This is a genomic window from Marinobacter manganoxydans MnI7-9 (assembly GCF_000235625.1).
GTDB classification, from domain to species: Bacteria; Pseudomonadota; Gammaproteobacteria; order Pseudomonadales; family Oleiphilaceae; genus Marinobacter; species Marinobacter manganoxydans.
Genome location: NZ_AGTR01000084.1, coordinates 334,979 through 359,287 on the forward strand (window position 1 = coordinate 334,979; position 24,309 = coordinate 359,287).

Here is a 24,309-nt window from a genome sequence, read left to right on the forward strand (position 1 = left end):
CGAGATTGTGTTTTCGAGATACCTTCGTGTACTAACTACCCGGTTCCGTCAGAAATGACCGGTAAACCAGGCTTTCATGCGCTCAAACAGCGAGGGTGCATCTTCACCCTTGAGCACCGGTGCCCGCCCCAGATCCATCTGGCGGAAACCATGAATCAACAACCCAACGCCAGTGGCGTAGATCGGATTGTTGACCACCTCCGTCATGCCGGAGACCGCCTGCGGACAGGCCAGCCTTACCGGCATGTGGAAGATCTCTTCGGCCAGTTCCACCACACCTTCCATGGTGGAGGAACCGCCGGTTATAACGATGCCTGCCGGAATCAGATCCTCGAACCCGGACCGGCGCAATTCTGACTGCACCAGGGTGAACAGCTCCTCATAGCGCGGCTCCACCACCTCGGCCAGGGCCTGCCTGGACAGATCCCGCGGCGCGCGATCGCCAACACTGGGCACCTTGATGGTTTCATCCGCACCGGCCAGCTGGGTCAGTGCACAGGCATACTTGATCTTGATTTCTTCAGCATTCTGGGTCGGTGTGCGCAACGCCATCGCGATGTCGTTGGTCACCTGATCGCCGGCAATCGGAATCACCGCCGTGTGGCGAATAGCACCACCGGTAAACACGGCAATGTCAGTGGTGCCGCCACCGATATCCACCACACAGACCCCGAGTTCCTTTTCGTCTTCGGTGAGGATGGCGTGGCTGGATGCCAACTGCTCCAGAATGATGTCATCCACCTCAAGACCACAGCGCTTCACGCATTTCTCAATGTTCTGGGCGGCATTCACCGCACAGGTCACCAGGTGCACCTTTGCTTCCAGACGCACGCCGGACATACCCATTGGTTCCTTGATGCCTTCCTGGCTGTCGATCACGAACTCCTGGGGCAGAATATGGAGAATCTTCTGGTCTGCAGGAATCGCAACCGCCTGGGCGGCGTCAATGACCCGGTCGATGTCGGCCTGAGTGACCTCACGGTCACGGATTGCAACAATGCCGTGGGAATTCAGGCTCTTGATGTGGCTGCCGGCAATACCCGCATACACCGAGTGAATGCGGCACCCGGCCATCAATTCCGCCTCTTCCACCGCGCGCTGAATTGCCTGGACGGTGGTTTCAATATTCACCACCACTCCACGCTTGAGGCCCCGGGAAGGATGGGAACCAATGCCCACCACTTCGATGGTGCCGTCCATCTTGCGCTTGCCGACAATCGCAACCACCTTCGAGGTTCCGATATCGAGGCCGACAATCATGTTTTCCGTTTCAACCGATGACATGTGTTCCACCAAACCGTAGGTCTGAATTAACCGTTGCTATGATTTTGGGCTGGAGGCTGTCTCGACAGCCTTCCACTTGACCGCCACACCGTTGGTGTAGCGGGCATCTACCCGACTGACTTCGTCCGACCTTGCTGCCAGTCGGTTTTCATAAACCGTGATAAACCTATCAAACCGTTGCGCCACCTGATCGCGGCCAAGCACCACCTCGATGCCGTTGGCCAGCTGCAGGGTCCACGCGCCCCGGTGTTCCAGCGTCAGGCCTGAAAATCCAAGCCCCCGGGCGACCAGCTTGTCGCTCATGTCCCGCGCCATATCGATCACATCCCGCACCCTTTCATCCGGCCCTGCGAGTCGCGGCAATCGCCCCGCAACTTCGGGATTCGCCGGCGCGAACAGCTCACCGGTGCGGCTTACGAGACGTCCATCGGTCCAGTAAGCCAGGGGTTTCTTCTCCCTGATATCGATCACCAGGCGATCCGGCCATACCCGACGCACCGCCGCAGACTCAACCCAGGGCCGACGCTCCAGGCTGTCTTTGATTTCCGAAAGATCCGTGGCGAAATAGCTCTTGCCAATCCAGTCGCCAGCGGCGCGCTCAATGGCGACCCGGCTATCGCCCACAAATTCTCCTTTCACATCGACGGCAAGGATCTGCTGATCCATGGCACCCAGCACCTTGCCAGTGCCCCAGGGCACCAGTGCAGCCAACAGCACAATCACCGCGCCCATGCCCACCTGGAGCCAGGGTACAGCTGCCAGCACGCCCTTCAACACGCCAAACCGGTCCCGCTCGGGACCGAGGGACGTTGCCCCCCGGCGTCGCGGGGGCTCGGACGGAGTCGCCCGGCTCCGGATCAGCAGTGTTTCAAGCATTGGCGTCCTCCAGACTGTCTTTCAGTATCCGGACCACCAGCTCTTCGAAGCTGATGCCTGCGGCCTTCGCAGCCATGGGCACAAGACTGTGGTCGGTCATACCGGGCACGGTATTGACCTCCAGCAGCCAGAACTTGCCGTCGCTGTCCTGCATGATGTCGACCCGGCCCCAGGTCCGACAGCCAACAACCCGGAAGGCCTCCAGTGCCAGGTGCTGAAGACGGACTTCGTCTTCAGGCGCCAGACCACAGGGAATGCGATACCGGGTATCGTCTGCCAGGTACTTGGCCTCGTAATCGTAAAAAACGTGCTCGGTGCTTGCGCTCAGGCCAATGGCCGGAAGCGCCCGATCCTGCAACAGGCTGACGGTGAATTCCGGCCCTTCGATCCACTCCTCCACCAACACCAGATTGTCCAGCGCGGCGGCGGCTTCGTAGGCGTCAGCCAGTTCGGCCGCCGTGTGTACCTTGCGGATGCCGATGCTGGAGCCTTCCCGGGAAGGTTTCACACTCAAAGGCGCGCGCAGTTCACCAATGATCTGTTCGGCCTGATCTGCTCCGGACATGGTGCGGAACTTCGGCGTTGGCAGGCCACAGCCTTCGAACACGTACTTGGTTCTCAGCTTGTCCATGGCCAGTGCCGAGGCCAGCACATCGCTGCCGGTGTAGGGAATACCGGCCTGCGAGAGGATGGCCTGCAAGGTACCGTCCTCGCCTCCACGACCATGCAGCGCGATGAACACCCGGTCAAAATCAGGGTTGTCGACGGTTCTCAGCAGGCAGCCGCGGACGTCCACGGCAAACGCATCCACGCCGGCTGACACCAGCGCCGCCAGTACAGCCTTGCCGCTTTTCAGGGACACTTCCCTTTCAGCGGAATCTCCACCCATGAACACGGCCACCCGACCGAGCGACCGAACGAGCTCCGGGTCGGCCTGATAAGCCTGTGGTTCCCCATGATGCATGTCACTCACCAGCTATAACTCCCGCGGCTGCCAGCCGCGCTGCCACGCCGCCAATATCGCCGGCGCCCTGGGTTATCAGCAGATCGCCGTCCTGCAGCACATTGGCCAGCAGGGACTCGATTTCCAGGTTGTCTTCAACAAATACCGGTTCCACCTGCCCGCGCTGGCGAATACTGCGGCACAGGGCCCGACCATCGGCCCCCGGAATCGCCGGTTCGCCGGCGGAATACACGTCCATTAAAAGCAGGCCGTCCACTTCCGAAAGCACCCGGACAAAGTCTTCATAGAGGTCGCGGGTCCGCGTAAAGCGGTGCGGCTGGTAAAGCATGACCAGACGCCGGTCGGGCCAGGCATCATGTGCAGCCCGGATAACAGCCTCTACCTCCGTCGGGTGGTGACCGTAATCGTCCACCAGGGTGACCGTGCCCTTGGGGGTCTGGTAATCGCCGTAGACCTGGAACCGGCGACCGACGCCGGCAAATCCGGCCAGCCCGCGGCAGATCGCATCATCGGCAACGCCTTCGTCTGTGGCCACGGCTATGGCCGCCAGCGCGTTCAGGACATTGTGTCGGCCCGGCATTTTCAGCTCGACTGTCAGATCACTGCGACCGGCCGGACGCTTCACCACAAAGTGGGTCCGCAGACCGTCGGAATTGATGCTCTCGGCCCGGTAATCCGCCTCCGGGTTGTCAATTCCGTAGGTGATGATGGCCCGGGATATCCGGGGAATGATCTCCTGAACGTAACCGTCATCGACGCACATCACCGCAACACCGTAAAACGGCAGGTTGTGGAGAAAGTCCACAAAGGTCTGCTTCAGCTTCTCGACATCGCCGCCATAGGTATCCATATGGTCCGCTTCGATGTTGGTCACCACGGAAATCACCGGCGTCAGATGCAGGAAGGACGCATCACTCTCGTCTGCCTCCGCCACCAGATAGCGGGAGCCGCCCAACTGGGCGTTGGTGCCGGCGCTGTTCAGCTTGCCGCCAATCACGAAAGTCGGGTCCAGGCCCGCCTCACCCAGAATGGATGCGATCAGGCTGGTGGTTGTGGTCTTGCCATGGGTTCCAGCGACGGCGATGCCGTGGCGATAGCGCATGATTTCCGCGAGCATTTCTGCCCTGGGCACGATCGGCACCCGACGACTGCGGGCCGCCACGACTTCCGGGTTTTCCGCAGACACCGCTGAAGACACCACAACCACATCGGCACTGGCGCTGTTCTCTTCCCGGTGACCGATCTGCACTTCTACGCCCATACCCTTGAGACGATCGGTAACCGCCCCTTCTTTCAGATCCGATCCGGAAACGTCGTAGCCCTGATTCTTGAGAACCTCGGCGATGCCGCTCATCCCCGCACCACCAATCCCCACAAAGTGGATGTGACGGATCCGGCGCATTTCAGGCACCTGATAGACCAGGGGCGGATTATTTGCATCAGCCATTGGCGGCCTCCAGACAGTAATTCACGACTCTCTCCGTTGCATCAGGGCGGGCCAATGTTCGGGCGGCCTTCGCCATTTCGTTTACCCGGTCACGATTCCGGGCCAGATCACCCAGGGTTTCCGCAAGCACCGCCGGGGTCATTTTTGCCTGTGGAATCAGAATGGCTGCCTTCGCCGACACCATTTGTTGCCCGTTTTTCGTCTGGTGATCATCCACGGCGTGGGGAAGAGGCACCAGGACAGCGCCGATACCCGCGGCGCACAATTCCGAAACGGTCAACGCGCCTGCCCGGCACAGCACCAGGTCGGCCCACTGATAGGCCTCGGCCATGTCCTTGATGAACGGCTCAACGGCCGCCTCCACGCCATGCTCCTCATAGGCCTGCTTCGCCGCCTCGGCATGGCGCTCACCACACTGGTGGCGGACCACGGGCCGGTCACCTTCCGGCAACATCGCCAGCGCCTCGGGGAGCTGCTCATTAAAGACCTGCGCGCCGAGACTGCCGCCGATCACCAGCAATCTGAGAGCACCTTCACGGTCCGCCAGGCGCCTTTCCGGAACAGGCAAGGCCGCGAGGTCTTCCCGCACCGGATTGCCGGTACAGCGGGTAACCACTTTCGGCCCGAAGCTACCCGGAAAAGCCTCCAGCACGGTTTCTGCAAACCTGACCAGGATGCGGTTGGTCATTCCGGCGATGGCGTTCTGTTCATGAATCACCAGCGGCGTACGGTTCAGCCAAGCGGCAACACCACCGGGCCCGGTAACAAATCCGCCCATGCCTACAACGCAATCCGGGCGAACCCGGCGCAGGATGGTGAAGGCTTCACCCAGCGCCCGCATCAGCCGGAACGGCGCCAGCAAGAGAGCGAGCTTACCCTTGCCCCGCAAACCGGAAATATGAATCAGTGACAGCGGGATATCGGTTTCGCCGATCAGCCTCTGTTCCATTCCGCCACTGGCTCCGAGCCAGTACACCTGGTGGCCACGAGCCTCAAGCGCCCGAGCCGTTGCCAGGGCCGGGAACACGTGCCCGCCGGTACCGCCGGCCATCATCAGGAAGCGACGCTGTTCAGTCATACACCGCACCTCCCCGCGCCTTCGGACCGGTTTTCTCTCGGGCCAGCTTTTCCTGATCCAGGCGCTCCATTTCCACACGGGCAAGAACGCCAATGCAGATACAGGTAATCATCAGACTGGATCCACCGTAGCTCACCAGCGGCAGAGTCAGCCCCTTGGTTGGCAGAAGCCCGGTGCTGACCGCCATGTTGATGCCTGCCTGCAGGCCAATCAGCAGGGTAAGCCCATAGGCAAAACAGGCGCCGAACGGCATGTCCGCCTTCTCGGCCCGGCGGGCAATGACGAATCCGGTCACCACCAGCAGGGTGAACAGACTAAGTACCAGCAAGGATCCCAGGAGACCGAATTCCTCGGCGATAATGGCGAAGATAAAGTCGGTGTGGGCCTCCGGCAGATAGAACAGCTTCTGGATGGAGTTACCCAGGCCGACACCACCCCAGTCTCCGCGACCGAAGGCAATTAGGGACTGGGTCAACTGGTAACCGCTGTCGAACTGGTCTTTCCAGGGGTCGAGATAACTGACGACCCGCTTCAGACGGTAGGGTTGGGTAACGATCAGAATGGCACCCAGGACCACCAGCGTGCCGATCAGGGGAACAAACCGGCTAAGCCGAACACCGCTCAGGAAGATCATGCCCGCCGCCGCTGTCACCAGCACCACAGTGGCACCAAAGTCCGGCTGAATAACCAGAAGCACCGAGGCCAGACCAAGAACCACCAGTGGCTTGAGGAAACCCGGCCAGGTATTGAGCAGTTCATCCCGGCGACGGACCACGTAACCTGCCAGGTAGGCAATCAGACAGAGCTTCGCCACTTCCGAAACCTGGACGTTGAACAGACCAAACGGGATCCAGCGGGTGGAGCCGTTTACGGTACGTCCCAGCGGCGTAAGCACCAGCACAAGGGCCAACAGACCGATACCCAGGAGCAGCCAGCCACTGCGCTCCCACCAGGCCACCGGAACATTGACGGCGACCAGCGCCAGCAGGCAACCAAGACCGGCAAACATCAGCTGGCGAATCACATAGTGGTAGCTGTTACCCATGGTTTCAGCGGCCATATCCATGGATGCCGAGGAAATCATGACAACGCCCATCACCAGCAATGCGACCGAACTGATCACCAGCATGGGCAGAGGCTGGACCTCGCCAAGCCATTGGTTCCGGTTCTGCAGGGAAAGATCTGCGTGCATCACAGGGCCTCCACCAGAGAACGGAACTGGTCACCGCGATCGAGATAATCACGGAACATGTCAAAGCTCGCGCAGGCCGGCGAGAGCAATACCCGATCCCCGGGCACCGCCAGCTCGGCGGAACGGGCGACCGCCTCGGCGAGGCTGTCCATCCGATGAACCGGAATACCGCTGCCCAGCACATCGGCGATGGCCGGCGCATCGCGACCGATCAACAGCACAGCCCGGCAATGCAGGGCAATGGGCGCTTCCAGGGCGGTAAAATCGGCACCTTTGCCGTCACCCCCGGCGATCAGCACGACCTTGCCATTGTCTGGTGCAAGGCTTTCAACGGCGGCCACTGTGGCTCCGACATTGGTGCCCTTGGAATCATTGATGAAATCCACATCGTTCAGCCGGCGCACAAACTCGCAGCGATGCGGCAGCCCCGGAAATTCACGGGCGACCGTCAACATCACATCCATGGGCAGACCAGCGGCATGGCCCAGTGCCAGAGCGGCCATCACGTTGCTGATGTTGTGATGACCCATCAGCTTCAACTCGCTGGCCAGCAAGAGGTTATCAAACCCGAAGGTAATCCAGGTGCCCTGGTCATCGTCCCGGGTGCTGAACGTCTCCGGATTCACCCGATGGAAGCCGAAACACAGGAACCTCAGGTTGTCCCTTGCCATGGGTGTGCTCAAGGCATCGTCCAGATTAACAATGGCGTTCTTGCAACCCCGGAATATCCGCTGCTTGGCCTGGAAATACGCCATCTTGTTGGGGTAACGGTCCATGTGGTCGTCACTGAGGTTGAGCACCGTTGCCGCAAGGGCGTTCAGCTCGTCCGTGGTCTCAAGCTGGAAACTCGAAAGCTCGAGCACATACAGGTCTGCGCCCTGGCCAAGAAGATCAAGGGCCGGGGTACCGATATTGCCGCCAACGGCGACGTTCCGGCCCGCCGCTCTGGCCATCTCACCCACCAGTGTGGTGACGGTGGTTTTGCCATTGGAGCCAGTGATCGCGACGATCGGCGCATCGGCAGCCTCGGCGAACAGATCAATGTCACCCCGGATTCTTGCTCCCTGGCGGGCGGCAGCTGCAATGGCTGGTTCGGCAATGCTGATTCCCGGGCTGACCACCAGTTCGTTGAAACCGGCAAACAGCTCTGCGTCAAAGGTCCCGAGGTGTACCGGAATATCCGGCCAACCGACCTTCAGCTGATCAAGACCCGGAGGAGCCGTGCGGCTATCGGCCACAGCAACGTCCCGCCCCTTTTCGGACAGATAGCGCACGCAGGAAAGCCCGGTTTTACCGAGCCCTACGATCAGTGTGCGACGATCCGAAACAATGACACTCATAGTTGCAGCGCTTTCCTATCTCAGTTTCAGACTGGCAATGCCAATCAGGACCAGAACGACCGTGATAACCCAGAACCGGACAATCACTCGTGGCTCCGGCCAGCCTTTCAGTTCAAAGTGGTGATGCAGCGGCGCCATGCGGAATATCCGCCGCCCGGTCAGACGGAAGGACGCTACCTGCAGGATCACTGACACGGTTTCCATCACGAACACACCGCCCATGATGAACAGCACTATTTCCTGGCGAACAATCACCGCGACCACACCCAGGGCGGCACCGAGGGCCAAGGCGCCCACATCCCCCATGAAAACCTGAGCCGGGTAGGTGTTGAACCAGAGGAAACCAAGCCCGGCGCCAACGAGTGCGCCGCAGAATACGATAAGCTCCCCGGTGCCCGGGAGATGCGGGATCAACAGGTAATTGGCGAACTGGGCGTGCCCGGACAGGTAAGCGAAGATACCAAGCGCTCCGGCGACCATCACCGTTGGCATGATTGCCAGACCATCCAGGCCGTCCGTCAGGTTGACGGCGTTGCTGCTGCCAACGATCACGAAATAGGTGAGCAGAATGAACAGCACCGGGCCAAGGGTGAGGGATACCTGCTTTACAAAGGGCACATACAGGGACGTCTCCTGAGGCAAGGCGGAACTGAAGAACAACACTACAGCCGCCGTAGCGCCGATAACCGACTGCCAAAAATACTTCCAGCGGGCCGGCAGGCCCCGCGGGTTACGCTCCACCACTTTGCGATAGTCATCAACCCAGCCGATTGCGCCGAACAGGAGCGTCACCAGCAGGGTGACCCAGACGTAGCGGTTACCAAGATCCGCCCAGAGAAGCGTACTGATGCCAATGGCTACCAGGATCAGTGCGCCACCCATAGTCGGGGTGCCAGCTTTGCTGAGATGGGTTTGCGGACCGTCATCTCTCACCGCCTGACCAATCTGGTACTGGCTCAGCTTGCGGATCATCACGGGGCCGATGATCAGCGAAATCAGCAGCGCGGTGAGTGTGCCCAGAATTCCACGCAGGGTCAGGTACTGAAACACAGTCAGTGCGGAGAAATACTGTGATAGGACCTCTGTCAGCCAGAGCAGCATGAGTTATTCACCTTTTCTTTAATTCCCTCCACCACACGCTCCATGGCGGAACTGCGAGAACCCTTGACCAGCACTGTCAATGGTGTGTTTTTATCCCCAATCGTCGATTCAACGGCCTGCTCATGGCTCAGCCCGAGTTCCGTGGACTCGCCAAACCCGTCGGCATAACCTTCACAACCCGACCCCACGGTAATCAGTCGATCGATACCATGCTCCCGGGCGCACACTCCAACTTCCCTGTGCAACGCATTTGCCTTGGCGCCAAGCTCTGCCATGGCACCGAGTACAGCAATCTTCTGACCTGCACGGCCGGCCAGCACGCCGAGCGCGGCTTTCATGGACGACGGGTTGGCGTTGTAACTGTCGTCAATCAGCGTCATTTCCGGCGACAACTCCAAGACCTGAAGCCGCCCTTTCACCGGCGCAACACTTGCCAGCCCTGCAACAATCGCCTGATCACTGGCACCCAACTCACGGGTTGCCGCGATGGCAAGCAGCATGTTGGTGATGTTGTGATCGCCCTCCAGGCCCAGCGTGACCCTGCATAGCCAGCCGTTCGAGCCGCTGATCTGAAAGGTTCTGGTTCCGGCGTCCTGGCCCTCAATGACTGCGTGATAATCCGCCTCGGCGCCGAGACGGCTGACACCTGCGACGCGGCGGGCCCCGGCTCGGGTGCGCCACTGCGCGAAGGCCGGATCGTCACCGTTGAGCACCATCAGACCGTCTGACGCGACGCCGTCAATGATTTCGCCCTTGGCCAGGACAATGTTCTCGTAGCTGCCAAACCCTTCCAGATGAGCCTCGCCAGCATTCGTGAGAATGGCAACGCGGGGCTTTGCCAGGGCGACGGTATGGGCAATTTCACCCAACCCACTGGCACCCAGTTCAATCACACCGTACTGGTGTTCCGGAGAAAGGCCGAACAGCGTAAGCGGGACGCCGATGTGATTGTTCAGGTTGCCTTTCGTTGAAAGCGTCTTGCCCATCTGCGACAGAATGGCGGCGCACATTTCCTTGACGGTGGTCTTGCCGCTGCTGCCAGTGATCGCGAGGATGGCCGCTGTGCTTTCTTCACGGTTGGCGGCCGCTAGCCGGGCAAGGGCCTCCAGTGTGTCATTCACTACCAACTGAGGCAGAGCCAGGTTGGTATCAGGCGTATCGACCACCAGGCCAACTGCGCCTTTATCCATGGCCTGTTGCAGGAAACGATGGCCATCGAAATTTTCGCCGCGCAGGGCCACAAACAGCTGGCCAGGCTCAAGGGTGCGGGTATCAGTGGAAACTCCGGCGAAGCTCACCGACGCAAGGTCGCCCGAAGCGCACTGGGCGCCCAGCCAACCCTTGGCTTCCGCCAGCGAAAAGGCGCGCATCATGCCACACCCCCATTGAGTTTCAAGACGTGGCGAACCTGCTCCGCATCACTGAACGGGTATTTCTGGCCGGCGATTTCCTGATAAGCCTCGTGGCCTTTCCCTGCGATCAGAACTACGTCGTTTGGCGTGGCCGAGCGGATCGTTGACTGAATGGCCTCGGCCCGGTCATGGATAACAGAGACCCGGGCAGCGTCCGTGAAACCGGCGAGGATGTGCCGCGCAATTGTTTCGGGGTCCTCACTGCGGGGATTGTCATCAGTAACGACCACCCGATCTGCAAGCCTCTCGGCTTCCCGGGCCATTTCCGGACGTTTACCGGCATCACGGTCACCGCCGCAACCAAACACGCACACCAGTTCACCGGTAACGTGTGGACGCAGTGCTGTCAGAGCATTGGCGAGGGCATCCGGGGTGTGGGCGTAATCGACCACCACCCTGACACCATTAGCACCCACAAACCGCTCCAGCCTGCCCGGTGGCGGTGTGAGCCGACCCACAGCCTGCTGCACGCGCTCGATCGGCACGCCAAGCGTCAGAACCGTTGCCATAGCCGCCAACACATTGCTCGCGTTGAAACTTCCCATCAGCGGAACCGAGACAACAAACCGGCTCCACTCGCCATCGACCTCAGCTTCAAAGCCTTCGTCGGTTGGTCGGAATTCCCGTAACCAGAGCTCGGTCTGGGCCTCGTGCAGGCTGTAGCGCACGCGATCACATTTGCCGTCCAGCTGTTCGAAGAGCTGTCGACCAAATGGATCGTCAAAGTTGATCACTGAAAAGTGCAGTTCCTCTCGCTCGAACAGCCGGGCCTTGGCTGCGCCGTATGCTTCCATGGAGCCGTGGTAGTCGAGATGATCCCGGGTGAGATTGGTAAACACGGCCCCGGTCATGGAGATGTTGTCCACCCGGCCCTGATCCAGTGCATGGGAGGACACCTCCATCACTGCAGCGCGACCTTCCTGCTTTACAATCCGGGACAGGACCCGGTTAACCTGAACCGCATCCGGCGTGGTGTGAGTTGCCGGTTGAAGCGCACCGGGCATGCCATACCCCAAGGTGCCCAGGATGCCACAGGGGGTCCCCGTTTCTTTAAGCAGCTGTGCGACGTACTGGCAGACCGACGTCTTGCCATTGGTTCCGGTCACGCCAATCAGGCGAAGTCGTTGCGACGGATGCTCGAAAAAGCGATCAGCGATTCGCCCCACCAGACTGCGTAGGCCAGCGACAGGTACGATCAAGGCACCGTGGTGTTCGGTGCACTCTCCCGCCTGCTGCGCTTCCAGGAGGATGACAGTTGCGCCCGCTGCAATGGCCTTATCGACATAGAAGTCAGCCGGCGTTCGGGCGCCCGAGAGGGCGATAAAGGCATCGCCGGAGGCGACTTCCCGACTGTCGGTTTTCAGTCCGTGGATGGTCACGTCGAACACCGACGGAACCACTACGATACCCTGCAATAACGTGCTGAGAGATGTGATGCACATAGGCCTACCCTCGCTCTCCGGATGCAGAAGCAGCCATTTCGGCCTCTCCCACTTCCAGTTCAGGCTTCACATTCAACAGTCGCAGTGCGTCACTCATCACCCGTGAGAATACTGGCGCGGCCACTTCACCACCGTAGTATTCTCCGGACTGCGGCGCATCAACGGCCACAACCGTAACCAGCCTCGGGTTATCAATAGGCGCCATACCGGCAAAAATCGCCTTGTACTGGCTATCCTCGTAACCCTGGGCCCCAACAAGATGAACAGTCCCGGTCTTGCCACCAGCCGAGTAGAATCCAGGCTGGGCCCGCTTACCGGTACCCCTTGAAACGGCCTCGCGCAGCATATTGCGAACCTGGAGGGTGACCTGCTCCGAGAGCACTCGCTGCCCCTCCGGCTTCTTGTCCTGCCGGACCAGGCTCAGGGGATAACGCACGCCACCATTGGCGATCACCATATAGGCCTGGGCCAATTGAAGAGCGTTCACGCTCATACCGTATCCATAAGACAGTGTCGCCTCTTCCACGGGGCGCCACTTGGGTGGCGATGGCAATACGCCCACGGCTTCGCCGGGAAAACCGATCCCCGTTGGCTGGCCAAGCCCCAGACGGGCGTAAAGATCACGAATCACATCGCCGCCAAGGTCGGTAGCAATCCGGCTGATTCCGACGTTGCTGGACTTGACGATGATCTCGGTCATATCCATGACGCCATAGTTGCGATGATCCCGGATGGTGAAACGACCGAAACGGCGAAAACCCGGGTTGGTATCAATGGTGCTGTTAACCGAGTAGCTGCCGGATTCCAGAGCCGCCGCCGTGGTGATCGGCTTCATGGTTGAGCCTGGCTCGAACAGGTCGGTGATAGCCTTGTTTCGAAGATTCTCCGCTGCGAGCTGACTGCGGTCATTGGGGTTATAGGACCCCTGGTTGACCATCGCCAGGACCTCACCGGTATCCACGTCGAGCATGACCAGCGTACCCCCTCTGGCATTATGAGCCGTCACCACAGCCTTGAGTTCGCGATAGGCCAGGTACTGGAGGCGCAGGTCGATGCTGAGGGCGAGGTTCTGGCCGGGGCTGGCATCGCGAATCAGGGTCAGATCCTTGATAACCCGGCCACGGTTGTCTTTCAGGACCCGCTTCCGGCCGGTTTCACCGGACAGCCACTGGTTGTAGGCGAGTTCGATCCCTTCCTGCCCGCGTTCGTCGATATCGGTGAAGCCCACAACGTGAGCGGTGACTTCACCTGCAGGGTAATAGCGACGGTATTCCTGACGGGTGTATATCCCGTCAATCTCCAGTTCGAGAACCTTTCTGGCCAGATCCGGCTGAACCTTGCGGCGCAGATAGATGAATTCCCGCCCGGAGTATTCTTCGAGACGCTGCCGGAGAGAGGCTTCATTGATATCGAGCAGCCGCGCAAGGTTGGTGAGTCGCGCCTCGGAGGGATTGGCTTCAGAAGGATTCGCCCAGATGGTCTGCACTGGCGTGCTGACGGCCAGCGGCTCGTCATAACGATCGGTGACAACACCACGATGAGCATCAATACTCTCAACCCGGATGGTCCGGACATCACCCTGTTTACGCAGAAAGTCGTTATCCACGACGTGGAGGTCGACCAGACGCCATCCAAGTACACCAACGACCAGGAGAAAGACGCCCACGACGGAGCCAAAGCGCCAGGCTGCCAGCCCGGACGCCAAACGCTGCCCCCATGTTGTCTTCTTTCCCTGATCGGACACGTCGATCACCCTGAATCGTTGTTGTTTTCGTTTATTATCGGTTTGCAACCGGCGACATCAGCGGTACCAGCACAATATCCTGGCGCCCCGGCACTACCATGCTGAAACGCTCAGCCGCCAGCTTTTCGACTCGACCGTGGGCACTAAGCGCACTTTGTTCAAGCAGCAGCTGACTCCATTCACTTTGATAGCGGTCGCGCTCGGACTGAAGCTGCGACAGGGTATTAAAGAGCTCCCGGTTCTCGTGGGCGCTCACCACCACGCCGATGGAGGACGCCAGCAACACGGCCACCAGCCCAAGCGAGACCAGCACTTTGCCCTGCCGGGTCGCAGCGAATACCTGCCTTGAAATCCGGACCGCAGTTGCAACACCGTCGCGGACCTTCTGCTTGTTGAGCTTTGCCGTTTTTACCGGCTCTTCAATGGCTACCGCGCCCATGGTTACGCGCTCCCCTGCGAGTTTTTCCTGAGATCTGTGCGTTCCAGCACCCGCATGACTGCACTGCGGGCACGTACGTTGTCACTTACTTCGTCAGCGCCGGCCTTGCTGGCCTTACCAACCAAGCGGAAGTCGGAGGCCTCCTGCTCTGCCGTTACCGGAACACCTTTAGGCAACTGCGGCCCGCGGGCCAGATCCCTCATGAAGCGCTTGACCAACCGGTCTTCCAGCGAATGAAAGCTGATCACCACGAGTCGCCCGCCGGGTGCCAGATGGTCAACCGCAGACTTAAGGCCGACTTCCAGATCCTCCAGCTCCCGGTTGATAAAGATCCGGATTGCCTGAAACGTCCGGGTGGCCGGATGCTTATGCTTTTCTTTCTTCGGCACCGCCTCGCTGACCAACTCTGCCAACTGGCGAGTGGTTTCGACGGGCGCTTCCTGCCGACGCTCGACCAGTAGCCGGGCAATGCGCCGCGAGAATTTCTCTTCGCCGTAACGGAAAATCACGTTTGCGATATCCGACTCGCCCGCTGTTGCAAGCCATTCGGCGGCGCTGGGCGATTGTTCGGTATTCATGCGCATGTCCAGTGGACCATCACGCATGAAACTGAATCCACGGGAGGCATCATCAAGCTGCGGCGATGACACGCCGAGATCCAGCAACACACCATTCACTGTCTGCCAACCCTGACCGACCACCGCAGCGCCCAGCTCCGCAAACGAACCGTGGAAACTGTGGAACCGGTTATCCTGGGTTTCCAATTCCTTCGCCGCGCGTATCGCCTCGGGATCCTTGTCGATACCCAGCAACCGCGCCGACGGGCCGAGGCGACCGAGAATCAGGCGGCTGTGACCACCCCGTCCAAAGGTGCCATCCACGTAATTACCGTCGGGGTCGTTGACCAGATAGTCGACCGCCGAATCCAGGAGCACCGAGCGATGCGAGTACGCCGCCCCGGCCTCCTGATTGCGATCGGTGGTCATAAGGACAGCGCCTCCATCTCGGGCGGCATGTCTTCGTCATCAGAGGATTCATCCAGCCAGGCAAACCAGCGCTCTTCGCTCCAGAGCTCTAGCTTCTTGCCTTGCCCGATCAACATCAGCTTTTTCTCCAGATGGGCATAGCTTCTTAGAGTTGGCGGAATCAGAATGCGCCCGGCCGAATCCAGCTCCATGGGCGCAGCATTACCCAGGATCAGGCGCTGCAGCCGCCGGGCCGCCTTATTCATGTTGGGAAGCGCCTCGATTTTAGGCCGTAGAACTTCCCATTCGGGCTCCGGATAGACCAGCAGACACCGCTCCTCGTCAGCGTTTGCTGTCAATACAATGCGCCCACCACAAGCCTGCGCGAGCTCTTCGCGTACCTTGGAGGGGATCGCCAGGCGACCCTTCGCATCCATATTGATGGCATGACTGCCGAGAAAATTACTCATTTACGCTGTCTCTGGGTGCCCGATATCCACAAAAAACCACTAGAAACCACTTTTTCCCACTTCTGCACACTATAGAAACACGCAATACACAATGCAAGCGCCGCAAACAGCGCCACACTTGGAAAACTTCCTTTTATGACAAGAGGTTACAGAGCCAGATTCGATAAAATGGTGAGATTACGGAAAAGAAAAGAAGTAAAATCAAATACCTGCAAAAAACTCTGAAGACTGCAAGTGAGGTTTAAGATTTTTTGGCTATAAAGAACGCCTGTTGAGAATGACAGACGTTTCAGGAAGGGAAAAAGCGAGCTCGCCGATAAGCCGGGTTCTGTCTTGGACAGTCATTCATCTAGGGCCTGCGTCACCACAGGCCTCAAGCAACCTACCCGAATCCAGCGCGGGCCACGCCATTGGATTCCTATTTGGTCTTGCTCCAGGTGGGGTTTACCATCGCCGTGGACTGTTGCCAGCCACGCGGTGCGCTCTTACCGCACCGTTTCACCCTTACCGGCGCCCGAAGGCGCTTAGGCGGTATACTTTCTGTTGCACTTTCCGTCGGCTCGCGCCGCCCAGGCGTTACCTGGCACCTTGCCCTATGGAGCCCGGACTTTCCTCCCCCGGAAAACCGGCGGCGACTGTCTGGCGAGCTCGGGCGAGACAATACTCCTGCGCTCAGAGCCTTGCAAGGGAAAACGCCACTGTACTCAGCTGTCTTTCAGCGCCAGTGCGCGCTGGTACAGCTCATTCTTCGACAGACCGGTCAGCTCCGAGGCCATTTTGGCGACCTTCTTCACCGGAAGCTCTGCCAGCAAAACCCGAAGCACACGGTCCACATCCATGGTAGCCGCGTCATCATTACCAGGTTGCGCCATCGCACCTCGAACCATGACCACGAACTCCCCACGGGTTCCGTGGGGATCCTGCTCCAACTCTGCCAGAACCTCCGCAATCGAACCGGAATAGAAGGTTTCGAAGGTCTTGGTGATTTCCCGCCCCAGAACCATCTCACGATCCTCGCCCAGCACCTCGGCAATATCCCGTACCGACTCCAGAATCCTGTGCGGCGATTCATAGAACACCAGAGTGGCCGGCTCACTGGCCAGCGGCTCAAGACTGGCCCTGCGACCCGAGCGCTTGGCAGGCAGAAATCCCACGTACAGAAAGCGATCCGTCGGCAGGCCGGCCGCGCTCAGAGCCACTACCAGTGCACAGGGCCCCGGAATCGGGCTCACCCGATACCCCGCAGCCCTGGCGTCGCGCACCAGCACGTATCCGGGATCGGAGATAAGCGGTGTACCGGCGTCGGAGATCAGCGCCACATCGCGCCCGGCCTTAAGCTCAGCGAGGATTCCGGCTGCGCGATCTTTTTCGTTATGGTCATGCAATGCGATCATTCGCTTCTGAATGCCCAGATGGCTCAATAGCCGGCCACTGTGGCGCGTATCCTCTGCCGCGACCACATCCACGTGGGCGAGGGTCCGGGTTGCTCTTGGAGATAGATCATCAAGGTTGCCAATCGGGGTGGCAACAACATAAAGAGTGCCGCCCGGTTCATCCCTGCGGCTATCGGACGACGGGTAATCGCTGACCTCGTTTTTCAAAGCGTGTGCCTCTGTGATGGGGTATCCGGGAGCGTGACAGTTACGTCATGTGAATTAACCCCGGAGCTGTTAAACTTGCCAGCGTTAGTCTGGCGCTACAAGCCCAATCATCCGGAGTATGTCGAGCCTGCCATGTTAAATATCCGTATTCATCAACGAGCCCTGGCCAGCGTATTTACTGCCGCCCTTTTGTCGGCGGGCTGCGCCACCGTCAATCTCGAAACCCACGTCGCGCAAACGGCCGACCAGGCCCTCGAGCTTGCCGGCAACGAAGATAATATCGAGACCGCCCAGGCCTACCTCCTCCGGATCGCCAGCAGGTTTCAGGACCAGGGCAACCACGTGGCAGCACGAACGCTACTTCAAAGTTCGCAGCTGGCGCAACCGGCTGCGGACCTTGGCAACCAGAAACTCCTGCTAGCCATGGCAAGCGCCAAGGCCCTTGAGGACGAATCCTGGGCAGAGGCGCTTGCCGCCGAACTCACGCCGTCGACCTTTATAGAGTACCCGGCCGACCTGATGGCCCGGGCCGCCAACCTGCAGGCGGACACTTATGACCTGGCGGGCAAGCCGATGCCTGCGGCCATGACCCTTATCCTGCTGGCCCAGACGGATAACACCGCGGATGCGCAACAGATTCATAACCGCATCTGGTCCCTGCTGGAGAAGGTACCGGGCACCGAGCTGAGCTCGGCCTCTGCCGAAGCGATTGGCTATGAGGCCCAGGGCTGGCTGGAGCTGGCAAACCTGGTGCGCACTGCAGAAACCGGCATAGACGAGCAGGGCCGACTCATCCGGGGTTGGCAAAACAACTGGCCCGGCCATCCTGCCGCCCAGATTCTGCCCTCGGAACTCCAACTGATCGCCACACTGGCGGACAGCCGTCCGGAAAAAATCGCTCTTGCCCTGCCTCTCCAGGGCCCGCTGGCAACGGCGGGCAAGGCCATCCGGGATGGCTTTCTGGCAGCGTACTACCTGGATGACACTGCTGACCGGGGCAAAACCGACATTCGGATCTTTGATACCGCCGGCACGTCTTTCAGCGAACTTTACAAGCAGCTATCGGAACAGGATATCGACCTGATTGTCGGCCCCCTGGAAAAAGAGGCACTGGCCGGACTGGGTTCCATGAATACGCTGCCCGTACCCGCTCTCGGGCTGAATTACCTGCCGGCGGATACCAAGCCTGCTGACGGACTCTACCAGTTCGGTCTCTCGGCAGAGGACGAGGCCCGGCAAATTGCCGACCGGCTTGCCGCAGAACAGCTGCGGCAGGTTCTGGTGCTTATCCCCGGCGGCGAATGGGGCGATCGCGTTGAGGCTGCGTTGCTGAAACGCATGGCGTCCCATGAAGGGGTTGCCCTGGATATCGAGCGCTTCTATCGGGAAGACAACCTCAGGGCGGTAACGGCTGACCTGCTGGGCATTACCGTTTCCCGCGACCGGGCCATCCAGGTTGAACGCACCATTGGCATGAATGTCGAATTCGAGCCGCGTCGCCGGCAGGATGCCGACGCCATCGTCATGGTGGCAGAGCCCACTGTCGCCCGACAGTTCAAACCGCTTTTCGCCTTCTATTTCGGCGGGGACCTGCCTGTGTACTCGCCTTCCATTATCTATGAGGGCACACCCGCACCTTCACGGGACCGTGACCTGAACGGCGTTATTTTCACTGATATTCCCTGGGTACTGGGCGACGACAATGAGCTGCGTACGCGAGCTACCGAAAATCTGTCCGGAACCCGTGGCCAGCCCGGGCGCCTTTTCGCCATGGGCGCCGATGCGTGGCACCTGAGCAAACGCCTGCCGTTGCTGAAACAGGTTGAAAGCGCCTCGATATCAGGCCAAACAGGTGTGCTGACCATGACGCCCGAGGGCAGCATCCATCGGGAACAACTCTGGGCCCAGTTCCGCAACGGCGCCCCTGAACTCATTCCTGAACCGGTAACCGAAGAGGGAGAGATGGAAGGCGCTCAAGAGGAAGCCCCACCTCTCAGCGAATAACACCAACGGAGAAAAACAGTAGCCATGGATGGCACCAAAACCCTGGGTAACCACTTCGAGGGCGTTGCAGCCCGTTACCTCGCCAGTCGGGGCGTCCGGATTATTGAGCGCAACGTCTACAATCGCGGCGGCGAGATTGATCTCGTCGGACAGGAAGGTGAGACTCTCGTATTCTTCGAGGTCCGCTATCGGGGCGCTGGCAGCCTTGTAGATCCTGCAAGCTCCATCAATTACCCCAAACAGAAACGCCTGATTCGTGCAGTCTCGTTTTACCTGCACAGGCACGGGCTCTGGAACAGTCTCTCACGGATAGATGTGGTTGCCATCAGCCCGGGTACCGTCAAAAAATACCGGGTACAATGGATCAGGAATGCAATTCTGGCAGGATAGTGATACCGAAAATGACCGACACCGAACACCAGATCAACCAGTGGTTCGCAAGCCATATGGAGCATACCGCGCAGGCCGCGAGTACGGCCGGCCCTGCTATCGAGGAGGTTGCCAATGCCTTCGTGGAAACTCTGCTCCAGGACGGGAAAATAGTTACCTGCGCCAACGGTAATGCCAACATTCTGGCCCAGTACTTCTGTACCGCGCTTCTGAACCGTTTCGAACAGGACAGGCCGGCACTGCCCGCCATCAATCTCGGCGCCGACGCAACGACCTATTCGGCCATCTGCCGGGATAACCGTTTCAACGATACCTTCTCGCGTCAGGTCCGGGCGATTGGCAAACCCGGGGATCTGTTGTTCGTGATCGTCGACGATGGCCACAAGGCAAATCTTATCCAGGCTATCCAGGTTGCCCATGATCGGGAAATGAGTGTTGTGGTTCTTAGTGCCAGGGAGAAATCGGACATAACCTCTTTGTTGCATCCAGAGGACCACGAAATCGCCCTGAACGATCTCAGTCCCACGGAGGCTACACCTCTGCTGCTGCTCATCATCAATGCCCTTTGCGGGCTTATCGACGCAAAAATCTTCGGGGGATAAAAAAAGCCAGCGTAAGCTGGCTTTTCAAAACGAGTGCGCTGGCGTTATTTCACAACCTTGAGGGTAGGCCTGCCAGAGGGGCGATCCTCCTGACCAGGTGACGCCTGCTCACCATCGCGCTCCTTCGAGGTACCGTCAGGATCGGGAGAGCCCGGCTCACTGCCGAAGACCATGCCCTCGCCGTTTTCCTTGGCGTAGATTGCCATCACCGCCTGCAACGGAATAAACACCTGCATGGGCACGCCACCGAAACGGGCACTGAATTCCAGCGCTCCATTCCCGATGACCAGGCCGCGCACGGCGCCCGGGCTGATATTCAGCACAATCTGCCCGTTCGCGACATGCTCTGTCGGCACCTGCACACCCTGAATGCCTGCGTCCACTACAATGTAGGGGGTACAGTCATTGTCCAGAATCCACTCATTGAATGCTCGTACCAGGTACGGACGGCTGGACGTCATGGTGTTTTTACTCTCAGCCACTGCCACTCTCCTGCTCCGGCAAGCGGAACGTTACCAAATCAGCTGCGAATGTCTTCTTCCAGATCTGACAGGCTTGCCTTGAAGCCTTCCCGGCTGAAGATGCTCTCCATGTACTTCTGAAGTGGCTTGGCCTGCTTTTCATTCAGCTCAATGCCCAGCGACGGGAGACGCCAGAGGATCGGGGCAATACAGCAGTCTACGATGGTGAACTCTTCGGACAAGAAGAAGGGCATCTCCCCAAACAGGGGCGCCGTCGCCAACAGGCTTTCCTTCAGCTCTTTGCGCGCTGTCTCAGAAGCCTTGGCATTCGGCTGAGCCAGAATCTGGTCGACCAGGCCACACCAGTCTTTCTGGATCCGATGGATCATCAGACGGCTGTTGGCTCGAGCAACCGGGTATACCGGCAACAAGGGCGGATGCGGGAAACGCTCGTCGAGGTACTCCATCATGATGTTGGGCTCATAAAGCACCAGATCACGATCCACCAGCGTCGGCAGGGCGTTGTACGGGTTCAGGTCGGCCAGTTCAGCCGGCGGATTGTCGGGATCCACATCAACGATATCGACGGTAACACCCTTCTCTGCCAGTACAATCCGCACTCTGTGGCTGTAATGGCTGGCCGGATCCGAGAAAAACGTCATTGATGACCGCTTGGTCACAACGCCCATAGAACTACCTCACGAGTAAACAAACCGAAATGATCCTGAAAAAACGCAAAAATCCAGCGGGCCGGTTATGCCCGCTGGAACTCAGGGGACGGGATTATACCCTATTTCTCAGTGTACGTCCTTCCAGTACTCACGATTGAGCAGGTAGGCGAACACGAAGAAGATGGCCACAAAGATCAGGACAAAGATCCCCAGACGCTCACGCTCAAGCTTGATCGGATCACCCATGTAAGACATGAAGTTGGTCAGATCATACATGGCCTGGTCAAACTCTGCTCCAGACATGCTGCCTTCGATAGCGTACTCCGGGCAAACATCCGCGTTATTGATGTTGCCACTCAGGGGCTCAACGCTGGCCGGCGTTCCGATTTTCGGTTCAACGGCGCAGAGCCCCTGCAAATCAACCAGAACATGGGGCATACCGACATTCGGGAATACCACGTTATTGACGCCCAGCGGACGGGACTCGTCCTTGTAGAAACCGCGGAGGTAGGAATATACCCACGCTTCGCCACGCAGACGGGTTTCGAGCGTAAGATCCGGTGGCGGAGCACCGAACCAGTCAGCCGCCATGTCTTTGTTCATGGAGTTTTTCATCAGCTCGCCAATTTTGGCGCCGGTGAAGATCAGGTTTTCCTCATACAGCTCATCGGGAATTTCGAGATCCTCAGCCACACGCTTGTAGCGCGCGTACTCCATGGAATGACAACCCATGCAATAGTTGGTAAAGGTTGCCGCTCCGCGCTGGAGAGATGCCTTGTCAGAGTGATCTGACTCAAAGCTGTCCAGCGGCACGGTTGAACCCGCTGCCAGCCCGAGAGCTGGCAGGACCGCGATGAAAAGACCAAAAATCAGCTTTCTCATTATCCTGTCACCCTCTCTGGAACTGGCTTGGTTTTCTCCATGCGCGTATAGAACGGCATGAGGATAAAGTAGAGGAAGTACAGCACCGTCAGAATCTGGGCAACCATTGTGCGGCCTTCGGTAGCGGGTACAAGACCGAGATAGCCGAGGATCACAAAGCTCACCACGAAGATGGCCAGTGCAATACGGCTCAACCAGCCTTTGTAACGCATGGACCGTACCGGGCTCTTATCCAGCCAGGGCAGTACGAACAGGATGGCGATTGCCGCACCCATCACAACAACACCCCAGAACTTGGCGTCAAGACCGAACAGGTCGATCGTCACCGCACGCAGCATTGCGTAGAACGGAGTGAAGTACCACACGGGCGCAATATGATCTGGTGTTTTCAACGGGTTTGCCGGCTCGAAATTCGGCTTCTCGATGAACAACCCGCCACCTTCCGGGAAGAAGAACACCACGATAAAGAAGATGAAGAAGAAAACGCCCACGCCGAGAAGATCGTGCACGGTGTAGTAAGGATGGAACGGGATTCCGTCTTTGGGGATGCCGTTTTCGTCCTTGTTCTTCTTGATATCGATACCGTCGGGGTTGTTGGAGCCCACTTCGTGCAGTGCCAGGATGTGAAGCACTACCAGGCCCAGAAGCACGATCGGCAGCGCCACCACGTGCAGCGCAAAGAATCGGTTGAGGGTAATACCGGAAATCAGGTAGTCACCACGAATCCAGAGAGAGAGATCCTCACCGATCACGGGTATAGCACCAAACAGGTTAACGATAACCTGCGCACCCCAGTAGGACATCTGGCCCCACGGCAGGAGATAGCCCATGAACGCTTCAGCCATCAGGATCAGGTAGATCAGCATACCGAAGATCCAGATCAGCTCACGCGGCTTTTGATAGGAGCCATACATCAGCCCCCGGAACATGTGCAGATACACCACAACGAAAAATGCGGACGCTCCTGTGGAGTGCAGATAACGCAGCAGCCAGCCCCACTCGACATCACGCATGATGTACTCGACAGAGGCAAATGCACCTTCAGCCGAGGGGTTATAGCTCATGGTGAGCCAGATACCGGTCACCAGCTGGTTAACCAGTACCAGCATCGCCAGTGATCCGAAGAAGTACCAGATGTTGAAGTTTTTCGGAGCATAGTACTTGCCCAGATGCTTGTTCCAGGCTTCGATGACCGGAAGGCGCTCGTCCACCCAGTGAAGTAATTTGCTCATTACGCTGCCTCCGGATCAAGACCAATCGTGAGGGTCGAATCATCGTCGAAACGGTACGGCGGAACCACAAGGTTTGTGGGTGCTGGCTGTGCCTCGTATACCCTTCCTGCCATGTCGTAGCGGGAACCATGACAAGGACAGAAGAGACCGCCCAGCCACTCATCACCCAGGTCTGCCGGTGCAACTTCCGGCCGGTAGGACGGAACACAACCGAGGTGCGTACACAGCCCGACCAACACAGCAAATTCCGGCTTCAGCGACCGGAGTATGCCGTCGATGTACTCAGGTTGTTGCGGCACTTCCGAGTTCGGATCTTTCACCCGATCGTTAAGCTTTTCGATGTTCTCATTCATCTCGTCGGTACGGCGAATGATCCAAACCGGCTGACCCCGCCATTCAACGGTGATCTGCTGACCCGGTTCAATCTTGCTGATATTGACGGTTACCGGTGCACCGGCTGCTTCCGCTTTTGCACTGGGGTTCCACGACCCCAGGAACGGAACCGCCGCACCGACGACGCCGACTCCACCCACCACAGACGTAGCACCGATCAGAAACCGGCGCCGGCCTTGGCTAACGTCGCCATTATTCATTATGGTCTTCTCCCATCAGGCGATGCCACCGCCCGCAACACAGCCGACAATGCGCATCAAAAGGACTTCACAACCCAAAAATATAAGCGTCCAAATGGTAATGAAATTACCAGAGGCTT

At 58.9% G+C, this 24,309-nt stretch carries 23 protein-coding genes and 1 other RNA gene; 3 read left to right on the forward strand and 21 right to left on the reverse strand.

Annotation, left to right across the window (positions count from 1 at the left end):
• Positions 1-48: 48 nt before the first annotated feature.
• The 16 genes from ftsA to rsmI all read right to left on the reverse strand — a co-directional run bounded on the left by ftsA (position 49) and on the right by rsmI (position 17,355).
• Positions 49-1,284: a cell division protein FtsA gene (gene ftsA, locus KYE_RS18490; protein ID WP_008176504.1), complete on the reverse strand. Its 1,236-nt coding sequence runs from the start codon at positions 1,282-1,284 to the stop codon at positions 49-51.
• Between the two features lie 36 nt (positions 1,285-1,320).
• The gene (locus tag KYE_RS18495; RefSeq protein ID WP_008176507.1) at positions 1,321-2,160 is read right to left on the reverse strand and encodes a cell division protein FtsQ/DivIB; all 840 of its coding nucleotides are present in this window, start codon (positions 2,158-2,160) and stop codon (positions 1,321-1,323) included.
• A complete protein-coding gene (locus KYE_RS18500; RefSeq protein WP_050898345.1) occupies positions 2,153-3,124 on the reverse strand; it encodes a D-alanine--D-alanine ligase in 972 nt (323 codons plus the stop codon). Before KYE_RS18500 ends, KYE_RS18495 begins: the two co-directional genes overlap by 8 nt.
• A 1-nt stretch (position 3,125) precedes the next feature.
• On the reverse strand, positions 3,126-4,571 hold the full coding sequence (murC, locus tag KYE_RS18505) for a UDP-N-acetylmuramate--L-alanine ligase (RefSeq protein ID WP_008176511.1): 1,446 nt from the start codon (positions 4,569-4,571) through the stop codon (positions 3,126-3,128).
• Positions 4,564-5,649 (reverse strand): undecaprenyldiphospho-muramoylpentapeptide beta-N-acetylglucosaminyltransferase, encoded by a 1,086-nt coding sequence (gene murG, locus KYE_RS18510; RefSeq protein WP_008176513.1) that lies wholly within the window; start codon positions 5,647-5,649, stop codon positions 4,564-4,566. The genes murC and murG overlap by 8 nt, the downstream gene beginning before the upstream one ends.
• Complete coding sequence (ftsW, locus tag KYE_RS18515; protein WP_008176515.1) at positions 5,642-6,841, reverse strand: putative lipid II flippase FtsW; 1,200 nt, start codon at positions 6,839-6,841, stop codon at positions 5,642-5,644. The genes murG and ftsW overlap by 8 nt, the downstream gene beginning before the upstream one ends.
• Positions 6,841-8,181, reverse strand: coding sequence for a UDP-N-acetylmuramoyl-L-alanine--D-glutamate ligase (gene murD / locus KYE_RS18520; RefSeq protein WP_008176518.1), 1,341 nt, complete (start codon positions 8,179-8,181; stop codon positions 6,841-6,843). Before murD ends, ftsW begins: the two co-directional genes overlap by 1 nt.
• 15 nt (positions 8,182-8,196) lie before the next feature.
• Positions 8,197-9,282, reverse strand: coding sequence for a phospho-N-acetylmuramoyl-pentapeptide-transferase (gene mraY, locus KYE_RS18525; protein WP_008176520.1), 1,086 nt, complete (start codon positions 9,280-9,282; stop codon positions 8,197-8,199).
• Positions 9,267-10,655, reverse strand: a complete 1,389-nt coding sequence (locus tag KYE_RS18530; protein ID WP_039882137.1) for a UDP-N-acetylmuramoyl-tripeptide--D-alanyl-D-alanine ligase — start codon at positions 10,653-10,655, stop codon at positions 9,267-9,269. Before KYE_RS18530 ends, mraY begins: the two co-directional genes overlap by 16 nt.
• The gene (locus tag KYE_RS18535; RefSeq protein ID WP_008176524.1) at positions 10,652-12,136 is read right to left on the reverse strand and encodes a UDP-N-acetylmuramoyl-L-alanyl-D-glutamate--2,6-diaminopimelate ligase; all 1,485 of its coding nucleotides are present in this window, start codon (positions 12,134-12,136) and stop codon (positions 10,652-10,654) included. Before KYE_RS18535 ends, KYE_RS18530 begins: the two co-directional genes overlap by 4 nt.
• A gap of 4 nt (positions 12,137-12,140) precedes the next feature.
• Positions 12,141-13,880 carry a peptidoglycan D,D-transpeptidase FtsI family protein gene (locus tag KYE_RS18540; RefSeq protein ID WP_008176526.1) on the reverse strand — a complete coding sequence of 580 codons (1,740 nt, stop codon included), beginning with the start codon at positions 13,878-13,880 and terminating at the stop codon, positions 12,141-12,143.
• A 34-nt stretch (positions 13,881-13,914) separates the two neighbouring features.
• Positions 13,915-14,319: a cell division protein FtsL gene (gene ftsL / locus KYE_RS18545; RefSeq protein ID WP_008176529.1), complete on the reverse strand. Its 405-nt coding sequence runs from the start codon at positions 14,317-14,319 to the stop codon at positions 13,915-13,917.
• 2 nt (positions 14,320-14,321) lie between these two features.
• A complete protein-coding gene (rsmH, locus tag KYE_RS18550) occupies positions 14,322-15,305 on the reverse strand; it encodes a 16S rRNA (cytosine(1402)-N(4))-methyltransferase RsmH (protein ID WP_008176531.1) in 984 nt (327 codons plus the stop codon).
• Positions 15,302-15,754, reverse strand: a complete 453-nt coding sequence (mraZ, locus tag KYE_RS18555) for a division/cell wall cluster transcriptional repressor MraZ (protein ID WP_008176533.1) — start codon at positions 15,752-15,754, stop codon at positions 15,302-15,304. The genes rsmH and mraZ overlap by 4 nt, the downstream gene beginning before the upstream one ends.
• Before the next feature lie 301 nt (positions 15,755-16,055).
• An RNA gene (gene rnpB, locus KYE_RS20915) (RNase P RNA component class A) lies at positions 16,056-16,405 on the reverse strand.
• A 53-nt stretch (positions 16,406-16,458) separates the two neighbouring features.
• Entirely contained in the window at positions 16,459-17,355 is an 897-nt protein-coding gene (gene rsmI / locus KYE_RS18560; RefSeq protein WP_008176535.1) for a 16S rRNA (cytidine(1402)-2'-O)-methyltransferase, read from the reverse strand.
• 75 nt (positions 17,356-17,430) lie between these two features.
• Between rsmI and KYE_RS18565 the strand changes: the two genes are divergently transcribed.
• The 3 genes from KYE_RS18565 to KYE_RS18575 are packed head-to-tail and all read left to right on the forward strand — an operon-like array spanning position 17,431 to position 20,351.
• A complete protein-coding gene (locus tag KYE_RS18565; protein ID WP_227497880.1) occupies positions 17,431-19,359 on the forward strand; it encodes a penicillin-binding protein activator in 1,929 nt (642 codons plus the stop codon).
• Positions 19,360-19,383: 24 nt separating this feature from the next.
• Positions 19,384-19,749 (forward strand): YraN family protein, encoded by a 366-nt coding sequence (locus KYE_RS18570; RefSeq protein ID WP_008176539.1) that lies wholly within the window; start codon positions 19,384-19,386, stop codon positions 19,747-19,749.
• An 11-nt stretch (positions 19,750-19,760) separates the two neighbouring features.
• Complete coding sequence (locus tag KYE_RS18575; protein WP_008176542.1) at positions 19,761-20,351, forward strand: SIS domain-containing protein; 591 nt, start codon at positions 19,761-19,763, stop codon at positions 20,349-20,351.
• Positions 20,352-20,395: 44 nt separating this feature from the next.
• On the opposite strand, the gene KYE_RS18580 is transcribed toward KYE_RS18575, so the two are convergent.
• The 5 genes from KYE_RS18580 to petA all read right to left on the reverse strand — a co-directional run bounded on the left by KYE_RS18580 (position 20,396) and on the right by petA (position 24,190).
• On the reverse strand, positions 20,396-20,812 hold the full coding sequence (locus KYE_RS18580) for a ClpXP protease specificity-enhancing factor (RefSeq protein ID WP_169702205.1): 417 nt from the start codon (positions 20,810-20,812) through the stop codon (positions 20,396-20,398).
• Between the two features lie 59 nt (positions 20,813-20,871).
• A complete protein-coding gene (locus tag KYE_RS18585) occupies positions 20,872-21,501 on the reverse strand; it encodes a glutathione S-transferase N-terminal domain-containing protein (protein ID WP_008176545.1) in 630 nt (209 codons plus the stop codon).
• 108 nt (positions 21,502-21,609) lie between these two features.
• Positions 21,610-22,365 (reverse strand): cytochrome c1, encoded by a 756-nt coding sequence (locus tag KYE_RS18590; RefSeq protein ID WP_008176547.1) that lies wholly within the window; start codon positions 22,363-22,365, stop codon positions 21,610-21,612.
• The gene (locus KYE_RS18595) at positions 22,365-23,597 is read right to left on the reverse strand and encodes a cytochrome b (RefSeq protein WP_008176550.1); all 1,233 of its coding nucleotides are present in this window, start codon (positions 23,595-23,597) and stop codon (positions 22,365-22,367) included. Before KYE_RS18595 ends, KYE_RS18590 begins: the two co-directional genes overlap by 1 nt.
• On the reverse strand, positions 23,597-24,190 hold the full coding sequence (petA, locus tag KYE_RS18600) for a ubiquinol-cytochrome c reductase iron-sulfur subunit (protein ID WP_008176552.1): 594 nt from the start codon (positions 24,188-24,190) through the stop codon (positions 23,597-23,599). Before petA ends, KYE_RS18595 begins: the two co-directional genes overlap by 1 nt.
• Positions 24,191-24,309: the final 119 nt, after the last annotated feature.